16 protein-coding genes are annotated in these 18,362 nt (G+C 75.8%); 10 read left to right on the plus strand and 6 right to left on the minus strand.

Features of this window, described 5'->3' with window-relative positions; all coding sequences use genetic code 11:
* Nucleotides 1–5: 5 nt before the first annotated feature.
* Nucleotides 6–2,375, minus strand: coding sequence for a S9 family peptidase (locus ABIE39_RS01950; protein ID WP_354050179.1), 2,370 nt, complete (start codon nucleotides 2,373–2,375; stop codon nucleotides 6–8).
* A gap of 296 nt (nucleotides 2,376–2,671) precedes the next feature.
* Between ABIE39_RS01950 and ABIE39_RS01955 the strand changes: the two genes are divergently transcribed.
* Nucleotides 2,672–3,685, plus strand: a complete 1,014-nt coding sequence (locus ABIE39_RS01955; RefSeq protein ID WP_354050181.1) for a type IV toxin-antitoxin system AbiEi family antitoxin domain-containing protein — start codon at nucleotides 2,672–2,674, stop codon at nucleotides 3,683–3,685.
* Between the two features lie 38 nt (nucleotides 3,686–3,723).
* Here the strand turns inward: ABIE39_RS01955 and ABIE39_RS01960 are convergent, their stop codons facing one another.
* Both ABIE39_RS01960 and ABIE39_RS01965 read right to left on the minus strand, forming a co-directional pair.
* Nucleotides 3,724–5,832, minus strand: a complete 2,109-nt coding sequence (locus ABIE39_RS01960; RefSeq protein WP_354050182.1) for a bifunctional copper resistance protein CopD/cytochrome c oxidase assembly protein — start codon at nucleotides 5,830–5,832, stop codon at nucleotides 3,724–3,726.
* Nucleotides 5,833–5,873: 41 nt separating this feature from the next.
* Entirely contained in the window at nucleotides 5,874–6,383 is a 510-nt protein-coding gene (locus ABIE39_RS01965; RefSeq protein WP_354050183.1) for a PPOX class F420-dependent oxidoreductase, read from the minus strand.
* 204 nt (nucleotides 6,384–6,587) lie between these two features.
* Between ABIE39_RS01965 and ABIE39_RS01970 the strand changes: the two genes are divergently transcribed.
* From ABIE39_RS01970 to ABIE39_RS02000, 7 genes are all read left to right on the plus strand, one after another.
* Nucleotides 6,588–7,586, plus strand: a complete 999-nt coding sequence (locus ABIE39_RS01970) for an AAA family ATPase (RefSeq protein ID WP_074804959.1) — start codon at nucleotides 6,588–6,590, stop codon at nucleotides 7,584–7,586.
* Nucleotides 7,587–7,618: 32 nt separating this feature from the next.
* On the plus strand, nucleotides 7,619–8,506 hold the full coding sequence (locus ABIE39_RS01975) for a DUF58 domain-containing protein (protein ID WP_175008729.1): 888 nt from the start codon (nucleotides 7,619–7,621) through the stop codon (nucleotides 8,504–8,506).
* Nucleotides 8,493–8,996 (plus strand): hypothetical protein, encoded by a 504-nt coding sequence (locus tag ABIE39_RS01980; RefSeq protein WP_074804953.1) that lies wholly within the window; start codon nucleotides 8,493–8,495, stop codon nucleotides 8,994–8,996. The genes ABIE39_RS01975 and ABIE39_RS01980 overlap by 14 nt, the downstream gene beginning before the upstream one ends.
* Nucleotides 8,990–10,084 carry a vWA domain-containing protein gene (locus tag ABIE39_RS01985; RefSeq protein ID WP_114553466.1) on the plus strand — a complete coding sequence of 365 codons (1,095 nt, stop codon included), beginning with the start codon at nucleotides 8,990–8,992 and terminating at the stop codon, nucleotides 10,082–10,084. Before ABIE39_RS01980 ends, ABIE39_RS01985 begins: the two co-directional genes overlap by 7 nt.
* A gap of 7 nt (nucleotides 10,085–10,091) precedes the next feature.
* Complete coding sequence (locus tag ABIE39_RS01990) at nucleotides 10,092–11,177, plus strand: vWA domain-containing protein (protein WP_354050185.1); 1,086 nt, start codon at nucleotides 10,092–10,094, stop codon at nucleotides 11,175–11,177.
* Nucleotides 11,174–12,220, plus strand: coding sequence for a hypothetical protein (locus ABIE39_RS01995; protein ID WP_209828037.1), 1,047 nt, complete (start codon nucleotides 11,174–11,176; stop codon nucleotides 12,218–12,220). Before ABIE39_RS01990 ends, ABIE39_RS01995 begins: the two co-directional genes overlap by 4 nt.
* A gap of 137 nt (nucleotides 12,221–12,357) precedes the next feature.
* The gene (locus tag ABIE39_RS02000; RefSeq protein ID WP_354050186.1) at nucleotides 12,358–13,080 is read left to right on the plus strand and encodes a GNAT family N-acetyltransferase; all 723 of its coding nucleotides are present in this window, start codon (nucleotides 12,358–12,360) and stop codon (nucleotides 13,078–13,080) included.
* Between the two features lie 76 nt (nucleotides 13,081–13,156).
* On the opposite strand, the gene soxR is transcribed toward ABIE39_RS02000, so the two are convergent.
* A complete protein-coding gene (gene soxR / locus ABIE39_RS02005) occupies nucleotides 13,157–13,627 on the minus strand; it encodes a redox-sensitive transcriptional activator SoxR (protein ID WP_074804932.1) in 471 nt (156 codons plus the stop codon).
* A 272-nt stretch (nucleotides 13,628–13,899) separates the two neighbouring features.
* Here soxR and ABIE39_RS02010 point away from each other — a divergent pair, with 272 nt between their 5' ends.
* Both ABIE39_RS02010 and ABIE39_RS02015 read left to right on the plus strand, forming a co-directional pair.
* Nucleotides 13,900–14,931: an alcohol dehydrogenase catalytic domain-containing protein gene (locus ABIE39_RS02010; protein ID WP_175008733.1), complete on the plus strand. Its 1,032-nt coding sequence runs from the start codon at nucleotides 13,900–13,902 to the stop codon at nucleotides 14,929–14,931.
* Complete coding sequence (locus tag ABIE39_RS02015) at nucleotides 14,928–16,463, plus strand: MFS transporter (RefSeq protein ID WP_354050187.1); 1,536 nt, start codon at nucleotides 14,928–14,930, stop codon at nucleotides 16,461–16,463. Before ABIE39_RS02010 ends, ABIE39_RS02015 begins: the two co-directional genes overlap by 4 nt.
* Here the strand turns inward: ABIE39_RS02015 and ABIE39_RS02020 are convergent.
* Both ABIE39_RS02020 and ABIE39_RS02025 read right to left on the minus strand, forming a co-directional pair.
* Nucleotides 16,453–17,247 (minus strand): sirohydrochlorin chelatase, encoded by a 795-nt coding sequence (locus tag ABIE39_RS02020; RefSeq protein ID WP_354050189.1) that lies wholly within the window; start codon nucleotides 17,245–17,247, stop codon nucleotides 16,453–16,455. The genes ABIE39_RS02015 and ABIE39_RS02020 overlap by 11 nt on opposite strands.
* Complete coding sequence (locus ABIE39_RS02025) at nucleotides 17,244–18,335, minus strand: uroporphyrinogen-III synthase (RefSeq protein ID WP_034653096.1); 1,092 nt, start codon at nucleotides 18,333–18,335, stop codon at nucleotides 17,244–17,246. The genes ABIE39_RS02020 and ABIE39_RS02025 overlap by 4 nt, the downstream gene beginning before the upstream one ends.
* Nucleotides 18,336–18,362: the final 27 nt, after the last annotated feature.

Here is an 18,362-nt window from a genome sequence, read left to right on the forward strand (position 1 = left end):
CCCGGTCAGCCGAGCGTCGTCGGCAGCGCGGCGTCGCCCTCGCCCGGGGCGGCCCCCAGCACGTGCTCCGCGAGGAAGGCCAGGACCACCTGGTACCAGACCTTCGCGTGCTGGGGCTGGAGGATCCAGTGGTTCTCGTCCGGGTAGAAGAGGAAGCGGTGCACCGTGTCCCCGTCCGGGCCCGCGGGCAGCCCGGACGACGCGAGCAGCTCGTACCAGAGCCGCAGGCCCTCGCCGATCGGCACGCGGTAGTCCTTGTCGCCGTGGATGACGAGCATCGGCGTCACGATGTCCTGGACGAAGCGGTGCGGGCTGTTCTCCAGCGCCATCTCGTCCGTCATCTCGCGCGCCCAGTAGTACGCGTGGTCCGTCGTCGGGCCGAACTGGTCGAGCGCCCACAGGCTCGCGTGCGTGACGATCGCGCGGAAGCGGTCCGTGTGCCCCGCGACCCAGTTCGCCATGTACCCGCCGAAGGACCCGCCCATCGCGGCCGTCCGGGTCGCGTCGACCTCCGGGCGCGCCTCCACGGCGTCCGTGATCGCGAGCAGGTCCGTGTACGGGGCCTTGCCCCACGCGCCCCAGCCGCGCTGCACGAAGTCCTGCCCGTACCCGGTCGACAGCGCCGGGTCCGGCAGCAGCACCGCGTAGCCCTGCGCGACCATCAGCCACGGGTTCCAGCGCCAGCTCCACGCGTTCCACGAGCCGAGCGGGCCGCCGTGGATCCACAGCAGCAACGGCGCCGGATCCTCCGCGGACGCACCGTGCGGCAGCGCGAGCCAGCCCCGCACGCGCACGTCGTCCGCCGCCGCCGTCTCGACGTCGACGAGCGTGCCCGGCAGGTCGGGCGTCGCGACCGGGCCGCGCAGCGGCGTCGCCGGCACCGGCGCACGGCCGCCCGCCGTGCCGGAGTCGAGGAACGCCCCGAGGTCGACGCGCACCGGGTGCGCCGGCTCCAGGTAGCTCGTCCGCAGCGCGTAGAGCGTCCTGCCGTCGGGCGCGACCTGCACGTCCGTGAACGTCGCGTCGTCGCTCGTCACGCGCTCGGCCGTGCCGTGCTCGGCGGCGCCGTTGCCCGCGGGGTCGAAGGGGACGAGGAACACCGGGCCGCGCCCGTCGTCGTCCGCGGTGACGAGCAGGCCCGAGCCGTCGGGCAGCCAGCGCAGCGACGTCGGCCAGCGGTCCCAGTGCGGCACGAGCGTGCGCGGCGTCGCGTGGTTCTCGGCGCGCGTCGTCGCCGAGTCGTCGTGGCCCTCCGTGGTCCCGGCGGGCCCGTCCGGCGCGTGCAACGGCACGACGGCGAGGCTCTCCTCCGGCGCCTGGTGCGGCGTCGAGATCGTCTCGCGCACGAACGCGACCCACGCGCCGTCGGGCGAGATCCTGGGCGAGTGCGCCTCCGCGCGCGGCTCGTCGACGAGCGTGCGGCGCGCGCCCGTCGCCGTGTCGATCGCGACGAGCGTGCTGCGCACCTGCGGGCCGGGGCCCGGGACCTGCCACGTCGTGACGAGCGTCGTGCCGTCGGCGGACAGGTCCGCCGAGTGCTCGTGCAGCGCGCGCCCCGGCGTCCCGGCGTGCCCGACGCCGCGGCTCACGTCACGCAGGTCGAGCAGCCGCGCCTCGTGCTCGGCGGCGGCGTGCTCCCCGGCGGTGTCCTGCGCGCCTGCGGCGTGCGACGCAGCAGCGAGGGGTGCGGGGCTGCCCGAACCCGCCGGCGCGTCGGTCGGGGTGGTCGGGGCCGGGAGCGGCTGTGCGGGCGCGTCGACGAGCGTCGTGAGGTCGCCGACGAACCGGTGCACCTCGTCGGGTCCGCGGTCGTGGTCCCACTGCCGCACCGGGTAGGCGCTGTGCAGGATCGCCGCGACCTTCGCGTCCTTGCGCGCCGACCGGAGCTCGGCGTCGTGCGCGAGGTCGCGCGCGCTCGGCAGCACCGACGCCGCGACCGACACGACCGGCGCGTCCGTCGCCGCGAGCGGCCCGCTCACGCCCGCGGGCGCCGTGGCGACCACGCGCGCCTCCCCGCCCGACGCCGGCAGCAGCCACAGCGCCGACGTCGGGTCGTCGTCGGACCCGCCGTCCGGGTCGGGCCGGGCCGACGTGAACAGCACGTCGCCCGCGCCGGTGAACGTCGCGCTCGACTCGCCCTTCGTGCTGCGCGTCAGCCGACGCGCGGGCACCTGGCCCGCCGGGTCGACCTCCCACAGCGCCGCCCGGTACCCGGTGCGCTGCGGGTCGAGCGTCTGGACGGTCGTGACGAGTCGCGTGCCGTCGGGCGAGAGCGCGAGGCCCCCGACGCGCGGGATCGCGAGATATCGGTCGAGGTCGTGGAACGGGTTCGTGGTCGGGTCAGGGATACCGGGCGTGCCAGCGAGATTGCTCACCCACACGTCCTATCACGCCCCCTCCCGCCGAACACGACGTTACTGGCGGTATCCGGCCGAAAGCGGGAGGAACGTCGTCGTCGTGCCGGGGCAAGATCGTTCTCGGCATCGGGCGCGGACTCGGCGCGCGGACGAGCGCGTCGGTCAGCGACCGGGTTGCTGGCCGACGCGGCGGCGACTGACGGAACGGCCGCCCGGGCAGGTTCCGGGTCCACAGCCCAGTGCGCCGCGCCCTCCGTCCACAGACGTCGGGCTCGTCGGTGCACGGCGCACCCCCCTCCTGGTCGGATACCCGGATGCGCACGCTGACCACCGTCCCGTCCGAGCTCCTCGACCTCGCCGAGCGCCAGGCCGGCCTGGTGTCCGCCGCGCAGTGCGACGCGTGCGGGGTGAATGCGAACCGCCGGTCACGGCTCGTCGACCACGGGCGGTGGCGACGCCCGACGCGCGGCGTGCTCGAGCCGGCACCCGGGACGCTGCCGTCGTCGGACCCTCGGGCCCACGACCGCCGTCGACGACGCGCCGCCTGGCTCGCTCTCCTCGCCTACGGGCCGGAGGCGATCGCCGTCGGGCCGTGCGCGCTCGTCCTGCTCGGCGTCCAGGGGGTCGGCCCCGACGTCGTCCCGCAGGTGACGTTGCCCGGCGCGCGCGGCGCGCTGTCCCGGGACGGGATCCGCCTGCGCCAGTTCGACGACGGGATGACCGTGGTGCGGATCGAGGGGCGCTCCGTCGCGAGCCCGGCGTGGGCTCTCGCCCAGGCGGTTCCCGAGACGGGGCGGCGGCGAGCGGTCGCGACGATGGACAGCGCGGGGCACCTCGGCCTGCTCGACGCCGACGGCCTGGCGCGCGCCCATGACCTCGCGCGCGGTCGGCGCGGCGTGGCGCGCACCCACGCCTGGTGGGCCGAGTCCGACGCCCGCGCCGAGTCACCGCTCGAGACCTTCGCGCGCCTGGAGTGCGTCGACGCAGGGCTCGGGCCGGACGACCTCCAGGTCGACGTCGTCGACGACGGCCGGTTCCTCGGCCGCGGAGATCTGGGCTGGCGGCTGCCGCGAGGGCGGTGGCTGATCGCGGAGATGGACGGCAGGGACGTCCACAGCACGCCCGAGGCGCTCTTGAGGGACCGCGCGCGGCAGAACGCCCTCGTGACCCACGGCGGGGTGGAGCTGCTGCGTTTCACGGGTCGTGACCTCACGGTCCCGGGGACGAGCCGCCCCGGTCGCATGACGACCACCCTGCGTCACCATCTCGGTCGAGCACGAGGCTCCACGCCGTCGAGCACGAGCCTGCTGTCGTTATCGGGCCGATGACGACAACAACCCCGTGTTCGGCGGAACGGGGGCGACGGTCAGTCGTTCCGCTTCGACATCTGGGCGAGCATGTCGTTGTACTCCTGGAGCTCGGCGTCGCCGTCGCGGTCGGCCTGGCGGTCGCGGCGCTTGGCCTCGCGCTCGTCGGAGCGCGTCCACATGACGGCGACGACGATCGCGAGGACGAGCGTCGGCAGCTCGCCGATGCCCCACGCGACCGCGCCGCCGCGCTGCTGGTCGACGATGGCGCTCGGGCCCCACTCGCGGCCGAGGAGGCCGAACCACTCGGGGACCAGCAGCTCCTCGCCCGAGGTGAGCGCGACGCCGAAGAACGCGTGGAACGCCATGGTCGCGAACAGCAGGAGCAGGCGCTGCGGGTACGGCGGGCGGTGCGGACCGGGGTCGATCCCGACGAGTGCGTTCGCGAACAGGTACCCCGCGAGCGTGAAGTGCACCAGCATGACGAGGTGACCGACGTAGGTCGTGAGCGCGTACTCGAACGCGGGCGTGTAGTAGAAGACGATCATCGAGCCGGCGAAGTTCACCGCCGCGACGATCGGGTTCGCGAAGAACTGGCCCACCCGCGACGTGACGAGGGCGAGCACCCACTCGCGCGGTCCCCGCGACCCGTCCTTGCGCGGCGGCACCGCGCGCACCAGGAGCGTCACGGGAGCGGCGAGCACGAGGAAGATCGGCACGACCATCGCGAGGATCATGTGCTGGACCATGTGCGCGCTGAACAGCACGTGGCCGTACATCGCCGGGCCGCCGGACGTGACCCAGAACAGGATGAGGATCCCCAGGCACCAGGACACGGTGCGGCCCACCGACCACGAGTCGCCGCGCCGCGCGAGGCGGCGCACCCAGCGCAGGTACACGACGATCGCCGCGACGCACGCGAACGCGGGCAGCAGGTCCCAGCGCCACTCGGTGAACCAGCGCGCGAGCGTCGGCTCGGGCGGGAGCGCGTGCCCCGTCACCTGGTACGCGGCGGAGGTGTCGAGCGGCTCCTCCTGCGGCACCGGCGGGGCGGTGGACCCGAGCGCGACCGCGACGCCGGACACGGCGCCCATGATCGCGAGCTCGACCGCGACGAGCCGCCAGAACAGCCAGCGCGTGCCCTCCGCGGCCGCGCCCCGCGCGCTCGTGGACGACGACGCCCCGCCCGTCCCGGCGCCGCTCGCCGAGGCGCGGTCCCCGGCCGGGCGAGCGGCCGCCGTCGGGCCCGCGAGGCGGCGCACGACGAGCTCGCGGTGCGCGAAGCCGACCGCGCCGAGGACGAGCAGGAGCGCGAGCTTGGTGAGCAGGAGGATGCCGTAGTCGGTGGTCAGCCCGGCGAGGGAGTCGACCCGGATGCTCGCGTTCGCGACACCCGAGACGGCGACGGCGACGTAGCACCACAGCGCGATCGCGGAGTACCGCGCGACGGACGACGCGAAGTCCGCGCGACCCAGCCCGCCGCGCACGCGCACGACGGCGAGCGTCCCGAGCCCGCCGACCCACAGCGCGGCGCCTGCCAGGTGGAGGAACATCGAGGAGACGGCGAGCTCGTGGCTCACGGCGCCGGCCGCGTGGCCGGTGTTGGCCTGCATCCCGAGGGCGACCAGCGCGAGGGCCGCGGTCCACATCGCCCCGGTCGCGCTGCGCACGGCGAGCGCGACGGCGGACGTGAGGGCGGCGACGACGACGATCGCGAGGTAGTTCCGGCCGAGGCTGACCTGCGAGACGAAGAGGCCGAGCTGGTCGCCGAACGTCGGGTTCGTGATCGGCGTGCTCGAGATGGAGGAGTACCGCAGCACGACCTGCAGGACGGTGAGCACCGCCCACGTGGCCGACGCCGCCCCCGCCACGCCGAGCGCCTTGCGCACGGGCGTCCCGGCAGGCAGCACGCACGCCGCGAGGACGAGCGAGCCGAGCGCGAGCGCGACGGCGAGCTCGGTGAGCACCGTGACGACGGGGGTGCCGAGGCGCGCGAGCGCGCCCGGGTCCGGGAAGCCGGCGGGGACGGTGAAGGCGGCCGAGAACGCGCCGGCCGCGAGCACGGCGACGACCGCCACGACGACGGCGAACGGCCCGGCGACGACGAGCCACCACGGGTTCGCGGGTCGGGCGTCCGAGGGCGCGCGGCGCAGGGCAGTGGTGGTCACCCCACCAGGGTATCGACCGCGCGAGCCCCTCCGGTCACGCCTCAGGGCCGGGGCAGGCGGGCCATCCCGTAGACCTTCGTGGCGCGCACGCGCAGCACCTGGCGACGGTCCGCGACCATGGCGCGCCGGAACTCCTCCCAGTCCGGGTGCTCGCCCCCGGTCGCCGCGCGGTAGGTCGCGACGAGCTCGTCGGCGGCGGCGTCGTGGGGGTCGAGCGCGACGGCGCTCAGGCCGGCGTCGCCCTCGACGACGGCGTAGCCCGCGAAGTCCTCGGCGCTCACGTGGAGCGAGACGCGCGGGTCGCGCGCGGCGTTGCGGGTCTTCGCGCGGTCGGCGGTGACGGAGACGCGCGCGACGCCCTCCTCCGGGTCCCAGGCGTAGAGCACGTTGGAGAGCTGGGGTCGGCCGTCCTTCTTCACGGTCGCGAGGACGCCCTGGTGGCGCGCGGCGACGAGGTCGAGGAGCGCGGGCTCGCCGAGCGCGGCGCGGGGCGCGCGGTCGGGGACGTCGCGGTCGATGTCACGGGAGGCGTCGAGGGCGTCGGTGCTCATGCCGGGCCAACCGTCGTGGCCCTCCGGGGCATTCCCGGCGCACCACGGTTGGGGACCTCTCCCCACCCGAACCTGTGGACGACGCCCGGTCCGGCGGGGTCCGCGCTGGCATACTGGGCCGGGTTCGCCGGGGGCTCGCGAGGCTCCGTCCGCCCTCCGGCCGCGCACGGGACCACACCACCCGCACCACCCGGAGGACGACCGATGGCCGCAGGGCACGGCAGCATCTCGACGCAGGACCTCGACCGCGCGAGCCACCTGCTCAAGCGCGTCGGGCAGGTCTTCGACCAGCGCGTCGTGGGGCAGGAGGCCCTGCGCACCGCGCTCGTGAGCTCGCTGCTCGCGGGCGGGCACATCCTGCTCGAGTCGGTCCCGGGCCTCGCCAAGACGACCGCGGCGCAGACGCTCGCCGCGGCGGTCGACGGCTCGTTCCACCGCATCCAGTGCACGCCGGACCTCATGCCGAACGACATCGTCGGTACCCAGATCTTCAACTACGCGACCGGCCAGTTCACGACCCAGCTCGGCCCGGTGCACGCGAACGTCGTCCTGCTCGACGAGATCAACCGCTCGTCGGCCAAGACGCAGTCGGCGATGCTCGAGGCGATGCAGGAGAAGCAGACGTCGATCGGCGGCGAGAACTACGCGCTCCCGGACCCGTTCATGGTGCTCGCGACGCAGAACCCCATCGAGGAGGAGGGCACGTACGTGCTCCCCGAGGCGCAGATGGACCGCTTCCTCATGAAGGAGGTGCTCACGTACCCGACGCCGCCGCAGGAGCTCGAGATCCTCCAGCGCATCGCGACCGGGCAGATGACGCGCCCCCTCACGGCGCAGCCGATCTCGCTCGACGACGTGCGCTTCCTGCGCGGCCTCGTCGACGACGTGTACGTGGACGACTCGATCAAGCGCTACGTCGTCGACCTCATCAACACGACGCGGTTCTCGGGCCCGCGCCCGGTGCCGGGCCTGGACCGCCACGTGCGCGTGGGCGCGTCGCCGCGCGGCGGCATCGCGCTCATGCGCGTGGGCCAGGCGCTCGCGATCCTCGCGGGCCGGGCGTACGTGATCCCGGACGACATCAAGGCGGTGCGGTACTCGGTGCTGCGCCACCGCCTCGTGCGCACGTTCGACGCGCTCGCCAACAACGTGCCGCCGGAGCAGCTCGTGGACGCGGTGTTCGACGCCGTCCCCACGCCCTGACCGGCCCGCCCCACCGTCCCGAGAGAGCACCAGTGCCCGACGTCTCCCGTCTCGCCCAGGTCCGGGCCCGGCTCGACCTGCCGGTCGCGCGCCGGGCGTCCGGCCTGCTCGAGGGCCGGCACCGCTCGGTGTTCAAGGGGCACGGGCAGGACTTCGACGACCTGCACCTGTACGCGCCGGGCGAGGACGTCGGCGACATCGACTGGAAGTCGTCCGCCCGCGCCGGGCTGCCGATCATCCGTCGGTTCGTGCGCGAGTCGAACCTCAACCTCGTGCTCGTCGTGGACACGGGTCGCACGATGGGCGCGACGGCCCCGAGCGGCGAGACGAAGGCGGAGATCGCCAGCTTCTGCTGCGCGCTCGTCGCGTACCTCGCACGCGACCGGGGCGACCGCGTCGCGCTCGTCGCGGGGGACGCCGAGCGCCTCGTCCAGCTCCCGCCGCGCGCGAGCACGCGCGACCTCGAGGTGCTGCTGCGCACCGTGGAAGGGCTGTGGCGCCCGGACGCCCCCGGGAGCGACCTGTCCCGACCGCTCGACCGCGCGCAGACGGCGTTCCGGCGCCGCTCGCTCGTGGTCGTCGTCACCGACGAGGCCCGCCCCGCCGCCGAGCACGAGCAGCTCCTGCGCTCGCTGCGCGTGCGCCACGAGGTGATGGTCGTGCAGGTCGCGGACCTCTCGCCGGTGGGCGCCGGGGTCGGGGAGGTGGCCGACGTCGACGGCACGCTGCGCCTGCCGCCGTTCCTGCGGGGCCGGGCCGCGCTCGCGGCGCCCGCCGCCGAGGCGCTGGCCGCGCGGCGTGCCGAGGTGGCCGACAGGCTGCGCACCCTGCAGGTCGAGGGCGTGCTCGTCGAGGGGTCCGACGACGTGCTGCAGCGGTTCGTCGAGCTCCTGGGGAGGCAGAAGCGTGCCCGTCGATGAGCTCGTCGACCCCGTCGGCTACTCGGGGTGGTGGACGGTCCTGGGGATCGTCCTGGTCCTCGCGGCCGCCGCGGTCGTGTTCCTCGTGATCTGGCTGACGCGCGCGAGCGCGGAGGAGAAGAACGCCCCACGGCCCGCCCCGCTGCTCCCCACGGGGCCGCACGACCCGTACGCGTCGCTGCGCGCGGAGTACGAGCGGCGTCTCGACGCCGTCGCCGAGCGGTTCCGCGCGGGCGAGCTCGACGAGCGCACCCTGCACCTCGCCCTCTCGGCGGAGATGCGCGGCTTCGCGACCGGTCGGCTCGGCCAGGACGCGTCGTCCATGACGCTCTCGGAGATCCAGCAGCTCGCCGAGGCCGGGCGGCTCACGCAGCTCATCGCGCGCTACTACCGGCCGTCGTTCGCGGACCACGACAACGACCCGGCGGCGCGCTCGACGGACGGCGAGGACTCGATCGACCGCGCCCGGGCGGTGGTGCGCGGATGGTGAATCGCTCCGTCGCGGCGAGCACCGCCGTCGTCCCCGGGCCGCAGGGTCCGTCGATCCTGTGGCCGTGGCTGTGGGCCGTGCTCGTCGTCGCGGTGCTCGCGGCGGCGGCGGTCGCGTGGTGGCTCGCGCGGCGCCGCCGGTCGCGCGACGCGGACGACGCCGTGCTCTGGGTCGCGAACTCCGACTACCTCGCACGCGTCCCGGCGTTCGCCGCGTGGGTGCGCCGCTACCGCGTGCTGCAGGGCCTCACCGCGGCGGGGCTGCTCGTGGCGGTCGTCGGCGCGGGAGCGGTCGCCGCCCGCCCGGTGGAGACGGACGTCGTCGTCGACCGCCTCGGCACGCGGGACATCGTGCTGTGCCTCGACGTGTCGGGCTCGATGATCGAGTACGACGGCGCGGTGCTCAAGGTCTTCCAGGAGCTCGTGGACAACTTCGAGGGCGAGCGGATCGCGCTGTCCATCTTCAACTCGTCGTCGCGCACGGTCTTCCCGCTGACGGACGACTACACGCTCGTCCAGGAGGAGCTCCAGGGCGGGATCGCCGCGCTCGACCAGGACCCGGCGACGTTCGACTACACGGGCGGCACCGACGACGCCGAGATCCTCGAGTACGCGCAGTTCACGGCGGGCACGACGGCGAACCTCTCGGGCGCGAGCCTCATCGGCGACGGGCTCGCGAGCTGCGCGCTCCAGTTCGACGCGGAGGACACCGAGCGCTCACGCTCGATCATCCTCGCGACGGACAACTACGTCTCCGGCGAGCCGATCTACACGCTCCCGCAGGCGGCGGACCTCGTCGCGTCGCGCGACATCACGCTGCACGGCATCTTCGGCGGCTCCCAGCGCTACGAGGGCACGCCCGAGGAGACCGAGTACCGCGAGACCGTCGAGTCCGGTGGCGGCCTGTACTTCCTCGCGGACGACCCGGCCGCGGTGCAGGGCATGGTCGACGACGTCGTCGCGCAGCAGGCCGTCGAGCTCGACGCGTCCCCCGAGGTGGTCGTCACGGACCGCCCCGCGGGCTGGTTCCTCGTCGCGGTCCTCGGCGTCGCGCTGCTGCTCGTCGTCGCGTGGCGGGTGAAGGAGTGACGCACCGATGAACCTCGCCGGACTCACGTTCCAGCCGCTCGTGCCCCTGTGGGCGCTGGCGCTGCTCGTGCTGCCGCTGCTCGGCCTCGCCGGGTGGCAGGCGGTCACGGCCGGGCGCCCGGGGCCCGACGGCGCCCCCCGCCCCGGCGCCCCGCGCGCGGCCTGGGTGCGCCGGGCGGGCGCCGTCGTGCTGCTCGGGATCATCGGGATCGCGCCGTCGGTCGCGTCGACGGGCCGCGACACGTCGGTCGCGAACGTCGACATGTTCTTCGTCGTCGACCGCACGGGGTCGATGGCGGCCGAGGACTACGGGCCCGAGGGCGGCCAGGAGCGCCTCGACGGCGTGCGGCACGACATCACGAGCCTCACCGAGGCGATCCCCGGGGCGCGGTACTCGATCATCTCGTTCGACTCGCAGGCGTCGCGCCAGCTCCCGCTGACGACGGACGCGCGCGCGATCACGTCCTGGGCCGACACGTTCCACCGCGAGATCACGCGGTACTCGCAGGGGTCCCTCACGGACCGGCCGCTCGACGAGCTGCGGTCGGCGCTGGAGGGCTCCGCGGAGCAGCACCCGGCCAACGTGCGGCTCGTCTTCTTCCTCACCGACGGCGAGCAGACGGCGGAGGGCGAGCCCCGGTCGTTCGCCGACCTCGCGCCGCTCGTCGACGGGGGCGCGGTGCTCGGCTACGGGACGGCCGAGGGAGGCCGCATGAAGGAGTACGACCCGGACGTGGACCCCGAGGACGCGGAGTACCTCGTCGACTGGTCGAAGCCGAGCGACGGCGGCGAGCCCGTCGAGGCGCTGTCCATGCTGGACGAGGCGACGCTCACCGCGCTCGCCGACCAGCTCGGCGTGCCGTACGTGCACCGGCAGGAACCGTCGGAGACGGCGTCGCTCGTCGCGGGCGTGGACCCGCAGCAGGTCGCGGCGGACGGCCGTCGTGACGTCACGGCGTACCGGCCGGTCGTCTGGCCGTTCGCCCTCGCGCTCGTGGCGCTGCTCGGGGTCGAGGCGTGGTTCTGGTCGCGCTCGGCGAGCCGCTCGCTCGTCCGCCCCACGGCGCCCGACCGCGCGGAGGTGCGTCGATGACCTGGACCCCTCCCCCGGCACCCCCGCCCGGCGCCCGCGCGCCCCGGCCCACGGGCGCGGCCGCGCTGCGCGCGGCACGGCTGCGGCGGCGCCGGTGGTGGCTGCTCGGGACGCTGCCCGTCGTGCTCGTGCTCCTCGTGCTGGGGGTCACGCTCGCCCTGCGCGCCCCGGTCGCGTCGCTCGCGAAGGACCGCTACGACGCCGGCGACACCGAGGGCGCGGCGAGCGCGTACGGCCTCCAGCGGACGCTCAACCTCGTCGAGCCCTGGAAGGCGCACTACAACCACGGGACGGCGCTCGCGCGCACCGAGGACTCGTGGTCGCTGTACGACGCGATCCGGTCCCTCGACCGCGCCTACGACCTCGCGGAGAACGAGTCTCCCGAGGAGCGGTGCATGATCCAGACCAACCTGTCGCTGACGTACGAGATCCAGGGCGACGGCGACATGGCCTACGCCGACCGCAAGGCGGCGGAGCTCGCCCTCGTCGAGGAGGCGATCGCCGCGCGCGACGCCGGCCGCTCGTACGACGAGGACGTGCTCGACCCGTACGGCGACGGCACCGAGCCCGACCCGGACGAGCTCCGGCAGGACGTCCAGGACTGGTACGAGTACGCCGAGCAGGAGTACGCGACGGCCGAGCAGATCCGCGGCTGGCCCGACTGCGGCGAGTCCGAGCAGACGCCTGAGCAGCAGGAGCAGGACGCTGCCGCCCGGCAGCGCCTCCAGGGCAAGCAGCAGCAGGCGCAGGACTCGCAGCCCGAGAACCAGGGCGGCGGCGACACGCAGGAGGGCGAGGGCGAGGGGTCCGAGGGCGACGAGCAGTCGGACGCCTCGGGCGGCGAGGGCTCCGAGGGCGAGGACCAGCAGAGCCAGGCCGAGCGCGAGGAGCAGCAGCGCCAGGAGCAGCTCGAGCAGCAGGGCTCCGAGGCGCGCGACGAGCAGGAGCGCCTGGAGCAGGAGTACCGCGACCTCTACGGGGACGAGCCGGGCACCGGCACCGACCCGGGTGACAGCAGCGGGGGCGGCACCAAGAACTGGTGATCCCCGGCTGTGCCAGGCAGGGGTGAGCGCACCGGGAAGAGGCGCGCGCCCCCGCGCGTTCGCCCCGGGAGGAGACGCACGGCCGGACGGTCGCGACGACGGCACGGCACCCGGGCGACGGGGCGAGGAGGAGCAGCATGACCGCGACGAGCACGGGGCTCGGCACTACCGGCCTCGACGACTCGGCCCTGGACAACCCGTCGTGGAGCGCGCTCACCGGCACGCACGCGCACCTCGCCGAGGGCGACGACCTGGCGCGACGCTACCCGGCCGACGTCTCGCCGATCACGGGCGTGCGCTCGTGGACCGACCCGGGCGTGTGGGACGCGATCGCCGCGCTCGTCGGCCCGGGCGGGCACTTCTCGGCGCCGCCGGTCGGGGTCGAGCCGCCGCACGGCTGGACGGTCGAGGCCCGCGTCGAGGGCGTGCAGCTCGTCGAGACCGAGCGCCTCGTCACCCGGCCCGACCCGGAGGCCGTCGTGCTCGGCGCGGACGACGTCCCGGAGATGCTCGCGCTCGTCGAGCGCAGCCGACCAGGTCCTTTCGAGGCACGCACCCACCTGCTCGGCCGGTACGTCGGGTTCCGCGACGGCGACGGCCGCCTCGTCGCCATGGCGGGCGAGCGCCTGCGGCCCGCCGGGTGGACCGAGATCAGCGCCGTGACGACCGACCCCGACCACCGCGGGCGCGGCCTCGCCTCACGCCTCGTGCGCGACGTCGCGTTCCACGTGCAGGAGCGGGGCGACCGCGCGTTCCTCCACGCCGCGGCGCAGAACGTCGGCGCGATCGGGGTCTACGAGCGGCTCGGGTTCGCCCTGCGCCACCGCCCGACGTTCGGGTCGCTGCGCGCACCGGACTGACGGCCTCGTCGGCGGGCCCCGCGCCACGGTCCTGCCACGCGGCCCGGCAGCGGGCCGGACGCTCGGCGCCCCCTGGCTAGTCCTCGATCCCCTCGACGAGCAGCGTGCGGGGGCCAGGGCCCTCGTCGGCGAGCGCGTCGTGCGGGTTGACGAGGACGCATCGGCGCAGCGACAGGCACCCGCAGCCGATGCAGTCCGTGAGGTGGTCGCGCAGGCGCGTGAGCTGCTCGATGCGCGCGTCGAGGTCGGCGTGCCACCCGGCCGAGAGCCGGTGCCAGTCCTTCGCCGTCGGCGTGCGGTCCCCGGGGAGCGTCGCGAGCGCGGCGCGGATCCGGGCGAGCGGGATGCCCACGCGCTGCGACGCGCGCACGAACGCGACCCGCCGCAGCGTCTCGCGCGTGAAGCGCCGCTGGTTGCCGGGCGTCCGGCGGCTCGTGATGAGCCCCTCGCGCTCGTAGAAGTGCAGCGCGGACACGGCGACGCCGCTGCGCGCCGCGAGCTGGCCGACGGTGAGCTCGTCGCTCGGGGACGGGGCGGCGTCGGGCACGGCGGTTCCTCCACGCGGACGGGTCTCGCCGCGACGCGGCGGACACGGCAATCCGTCCGTCGGCACGGGCGCTTGACCTGAACAAATGTTGAGGTTCGAGACTAGCAGGGCGCGACCTTCGGGCCGCGTGACCGCGACGCCGCGCGACCGCACCAGCGAAGCCGTTCGCCCGGAGACCGACCGCGTCGCCCGGCACGACCGCCCAGCACGACCGCCCGGCACGACCGGCCAGCACGACCGCCCAGCACGACCCCGACCCTGAAGGAGCACCCGTGGACGCCATCCGCCTGCACGCGTTCGGACCACCCGAGAGCCTCGTGCTGGACCAGGTCCCCGACCCGGTCCCCGGCCCCGGCCAGGTGCGGGTCGCCGTGCGCGCGCACGGCGTCCACCTGCTCGACACGACCCTGCGCCGGGGCGAGGCCACGGGCGGCCCCCTTCCGCTCCCCGCCCTCCCGACGATCCCCGGGCGCGAGGTCGCGGGGGTGGTGGACGTCGTCGGGCCGGGCGTCGACGCCGCGTGGCGCGGGCGACGGGTCGCGGCCCACCTCGGCGCCACGCGCGACGGCGGCGGGTACGCGCGCCTCGCCGTCGTGCCCGTCGAGGCGCTGCACCGCATCCCCGACCACGTCACCGCGCCCGACGCGCTCGCCATGATCGGCACCGGGCGGACCGCCGTCGGCATCCTCGACCTGGCGGAGCTGACCGCGACGGACACCGTCGTCGTCACGGCCGCGGCCGGCGGGCTCGGCACGCTGCTCGTCCAGAGCGCGCTCGCGGCGGGGGCGCGCGTCGTCGCGCTCGCCGGCGGGCCGGAGAAGGTCGCGCTCGTCCGGTCGCTCGCCGGGGAGGCGCAGGAGGATCGACTCGCCGCCGTCGACTACCGGGCGGACGCCTGGCTCGACGAGGCGCGGGCCGCCGTCGGGCAGCACGCCCCGGAGGGCGCGACCGTGCTCCTCGACGGCGTCGGCGGCGACGCGGGCACCGACGCCGCGAGCCTCGTCGCACCGACCGGTCGCCTCGTCCTCTACGGCTGGGCGTCGGGGGCACCGAACCGGGCCGGTGACGTCGACCACCCGGACGAGAAATCGGGGGCCGCGGGCGGCACGCCGGACGTACGGTGGGCCGTGGGACCCCGGGCCCGACCCTGGGGAGACCTGTCCACGCTGCAGGAGCGCGCGCTCGCGCTCGCGGCGGACGGGACGTGGCGGGTCGTCACGCACCAGATCCCCCTCGCGGAGGCCGCGCGCGCCCACCGCGAGCTCGAAGCGCGCGCCACCACCGGAAAGGTCGTTCTCGTATGACGGCGGACCCCCGCACCGACGCCGACGCACCGGCGTACGGCTCCCCCGCGCCCGGCGCGGACGAGGCCGGCACGTTCGAGGCCGGCACGGGAGACGTCGGCACGGCAGACGTCGGCGCGCCCGCGGCCGACCCCGCCGAGGCGGGCGCGCTCTCGCCCGGGACGCAGCGCACGGTGCTGTTCGGCATGGTCGCGTTCGTGTTCCTCGGCGCGTTCGAGGCGCTCGCCGTCGCGACCGCCATGCCGACGGTCGCCGTCAAGCTCGACGGCCTCACCCTGTACACGCTCGCGTTCGCCGCGTCGCTCGCATCGAGCGTCGTCGGCATGGTGGCGTCCGGCCGCTGGAGCGACCGCGCGGGGCCGACCACCCCGCTGTGGACCGGCATCGGGCTCTTCCTCGCCGGGCTGCTCGTCGCCGGGCTGGCGCAGGACATGCTCGTGCTCGTCGCGGGCCGCGTGCTCCAGGGCGTCGGGACCGGCCTGTACATCGTCGCGCTGTACGTGCTCGTCGCGCGCGTCTTCCCCACCGACCGGCGCCCGAAGGTCTTCGCCGCGTTCGCGGCGGCCTGGGTGATCCCGTCGATCGTCGGGCCCGCCATCGCCGGGCTCGTGGTCGAGCACGTCGGGTGGCGCTGGGTGTTCCTCGCCGTCCCGGTCCTCGCGGTGCCCGCGCTGTTCCTCATGCGCCCGGGCATGCGCGCCGCCCGCGGCTCGGCCCCCGAGCCCGCCTCGGCGCCCACGGACCGGCCCGACGACGCCGAGTCGCCGCTCGACCGGACCGCGCGCCAGGCGTCGCTCACCTGGGCGGTCGTCGCCGCCGTCGGGATCGGGGCGCTCAACTACGCGGGCCAGCTGCGCGGGGTCGGGCTCGCGGCCCTGCTCGTCGCCTCGCTCGCCGCCGTCGCGCTCGCCGTCCCGCGCCTGCTCCCCCGCGGCACGACCCGCGCGGCCCGCGGCCTGCCGAGCGTCATCGCGATCCGCGGCCTCGTCGCGGCCGCGTTCACCGGCGCCGAGGTGCTGCTCCCGCTCCTGCTGTCGCACGAGCGCGGCCTCTCGCCGTCGCTCGCGGGCGCCGTGCTCACGTTCGGCGCCGTCGGCTGGTCGACGGGGTCGTGGCTCCGCGGCCGGGCGACGTGGGGCCTCCAGCACGCGGGCTACGTGCGACTCGGCGGGACGCTCGTCGCGCTCGGGATCGGTGGCGCCGCGCTGCTCGCGTGGACGGCGGTGCCGCCCGTCGTCGGGATGGTCGCGTGGACCCTCGCGGGGCTCGGCATGGGCATGACGCACCCGACGCTCTCCGTGCTCACGCTCGAGCTCTCGCCCGTCGCCGAGCAGGGCGCGAACTCGTCCGCGCTCCAGGTGTCCGACGCCGTCGCCGCGGCGACCGCGCTCGCCGTCACGGGGTCGCTCCTGTGGGCCCTGCACCCCACGCTCGGCCTGGCGTCGTACGTCGTGTGCTTCGGCGTCACGGTGCTGCTCGCGGCGGGCGTCGCCCTCCTCGCGCCCCGCACCCGCCCGGTCCTCAGGGCGTAGGGCGCAGCCCGGCCGCGGCGTCCGCATAGCGGTCGAGCACGATCGCGGTGAGCCGCGGGTCGGGCGCGAGCGGGCCGGTCACGACGTCGGCGCCCGCCTCCAGCACCCGGTCGTAGAAGAAGCCGGGCGCGAGGAGGTAGGCCGCGACGACGACGCGCCCGGCCGGGGCGAGGCCCGCGCGGGCGGCGGCGACGGCGTCGGGCACCGTGGGCGTCGCCATGGCGCCGTAGCCGACGGAGACCGGGCCGGGGACGCGCTCGCGCAGCCCCGCGGCGAGCTCCGCGACGTCGCGCGCGGCGCCCGGCCGGCTCGACCCGGCGGCGGCGATCACGACGGCGTCGCCGTCGCGCAGGCCGGCCTCCGCGAGCCGCTCGGCGAGCAGGTCCACGAGGCGCGGGTCGGGGCCGAGCGGCCCCGACGCGGCGGCCGCCCCGGTGCCGGGGCCGCGGTCCTCGACGGCCGCGGCGACGTCCACGCTCACGTGGAACCCGGCGGAGAGCAGGAGCGGGACCACCACCGCGGCGCCCGGGGCCCCGCCGTCGGACGGCGCGACGACCGCCGCCACGACGTCCGCCACCTCGGGCTGCTGCACGTCGACGAACGCCTCCCGGACGTCGAGGTCAGGACGGGCAGCGCGCACGTCGTCCAGGAGGGCGCGGATCACCGCACGCCCCGCGAGGTCGTTCGTGCCGTGGGAGCAGCCGACGAGCACCGGCGCGGCGGCACGCCGCCCGGCCGTGGCGCCGGCGACGGCGTCGAGGGAGGTGGGGCTGTCCGCGCTCATGCGAGCTCCAATCGGTATCCGCGCTTGACGACGGTCCTGACCAGGTCCCGGCGACCGGTGGCCTCGCGCAGGCGCGCGACCGCGACCTCGGCCGCGTGGGGGTCGCGCGAGTCGCCGGGCAGGACGTCGAGCACGTCGTCGCGGGTGACGACCTCGCCGCGGCGCGCGGCGAGGAGGCGCAGCACCTCGAGGCTGCTGGGCGACAGGGGCAGCACCTCGCCGTCGAGGACGGCGACGCGCGAGCGGATCTGCAGCGTCCCGGCGACGGTCGCGAGGGCGACGGTCTCGGCCTGCTCGTAGTGCGCGACGAGCGTCCGCACGAGCGCGCCGAGCCGTCCGCGCTCGGGCTGCAACGGCGTGACGCCGCGGTGCTCGAGCGGTCGCGCGGTGACGGGCCCGACGGCGGCCGCGACCATCGAACCGTCCTGGAACCTCGACACGACGAGCCGCCCGACGCCGTGCTCCTCGGCGGCGCTCAGCCACGCCTCGGCGCCGGGCGCGGAGGTGAAGACGACCGCGTCGATCTCCCCGACGGCCGCGGCCTCGACGGACGCGCGCAACGCTTCCGGGTCGGGCGGCGGTCCCCACCGGTAGACGACGAGGCTCGCGACCTCGGCGCCGGCCTCCGCGAACACGACGTCGAGCCCGTCGGCACCGGCGCCGTGGTGCTGCACGGCGATGCGCAGCCCGGCGACGCCCTCGCCGAGCAGCACGTCGGCGATCTCCGCCGACGTCTCGGACTCGGCGACCCAGTCGGCGGTGAGGCCTGCGGCCTGGATCGCGCCGCGCGCCTTGGGCCCGCGCGCGACGATCCGCGCGTCGGCCAGCACCTCGAGCAGGCGGTCGGCGAGGCCGTGCGCGTCGGCGGCCTCGACCCAGGACCGGAAGCCGATCCCGGTCGTGACGACGACGACGTCCGGCGGCCGCTCGACGAGGTCGCGCGTCCCGGCGAGGAGCTGCTCGTCGTCGGCGTGCGGGATCATGCTCAGCGCGGGCGCGTGGCGGACCTCGGCGCCCCGGCGCTGGAGGGCGGCGGCGAGCTCGCTCTTGCGGCGGTCGGCCGTGACGAGCACGGTGCAGCCGGCCATGACCTGGCCGAGGGTGGGGCGATCGGC

The sequence above is a fragment of the Cellulosimicrobium sp. 4261 genome (assembly GCF_040546915.1).
GTDB classification, from domain to species: domain Bacteria; phylum Actinomycetota; class Actinomycetes; order Actinomycetales; family Cellulomonadaceae; genus Cellulosimicrobium; species Cellulosimicrobium cinnabarinum.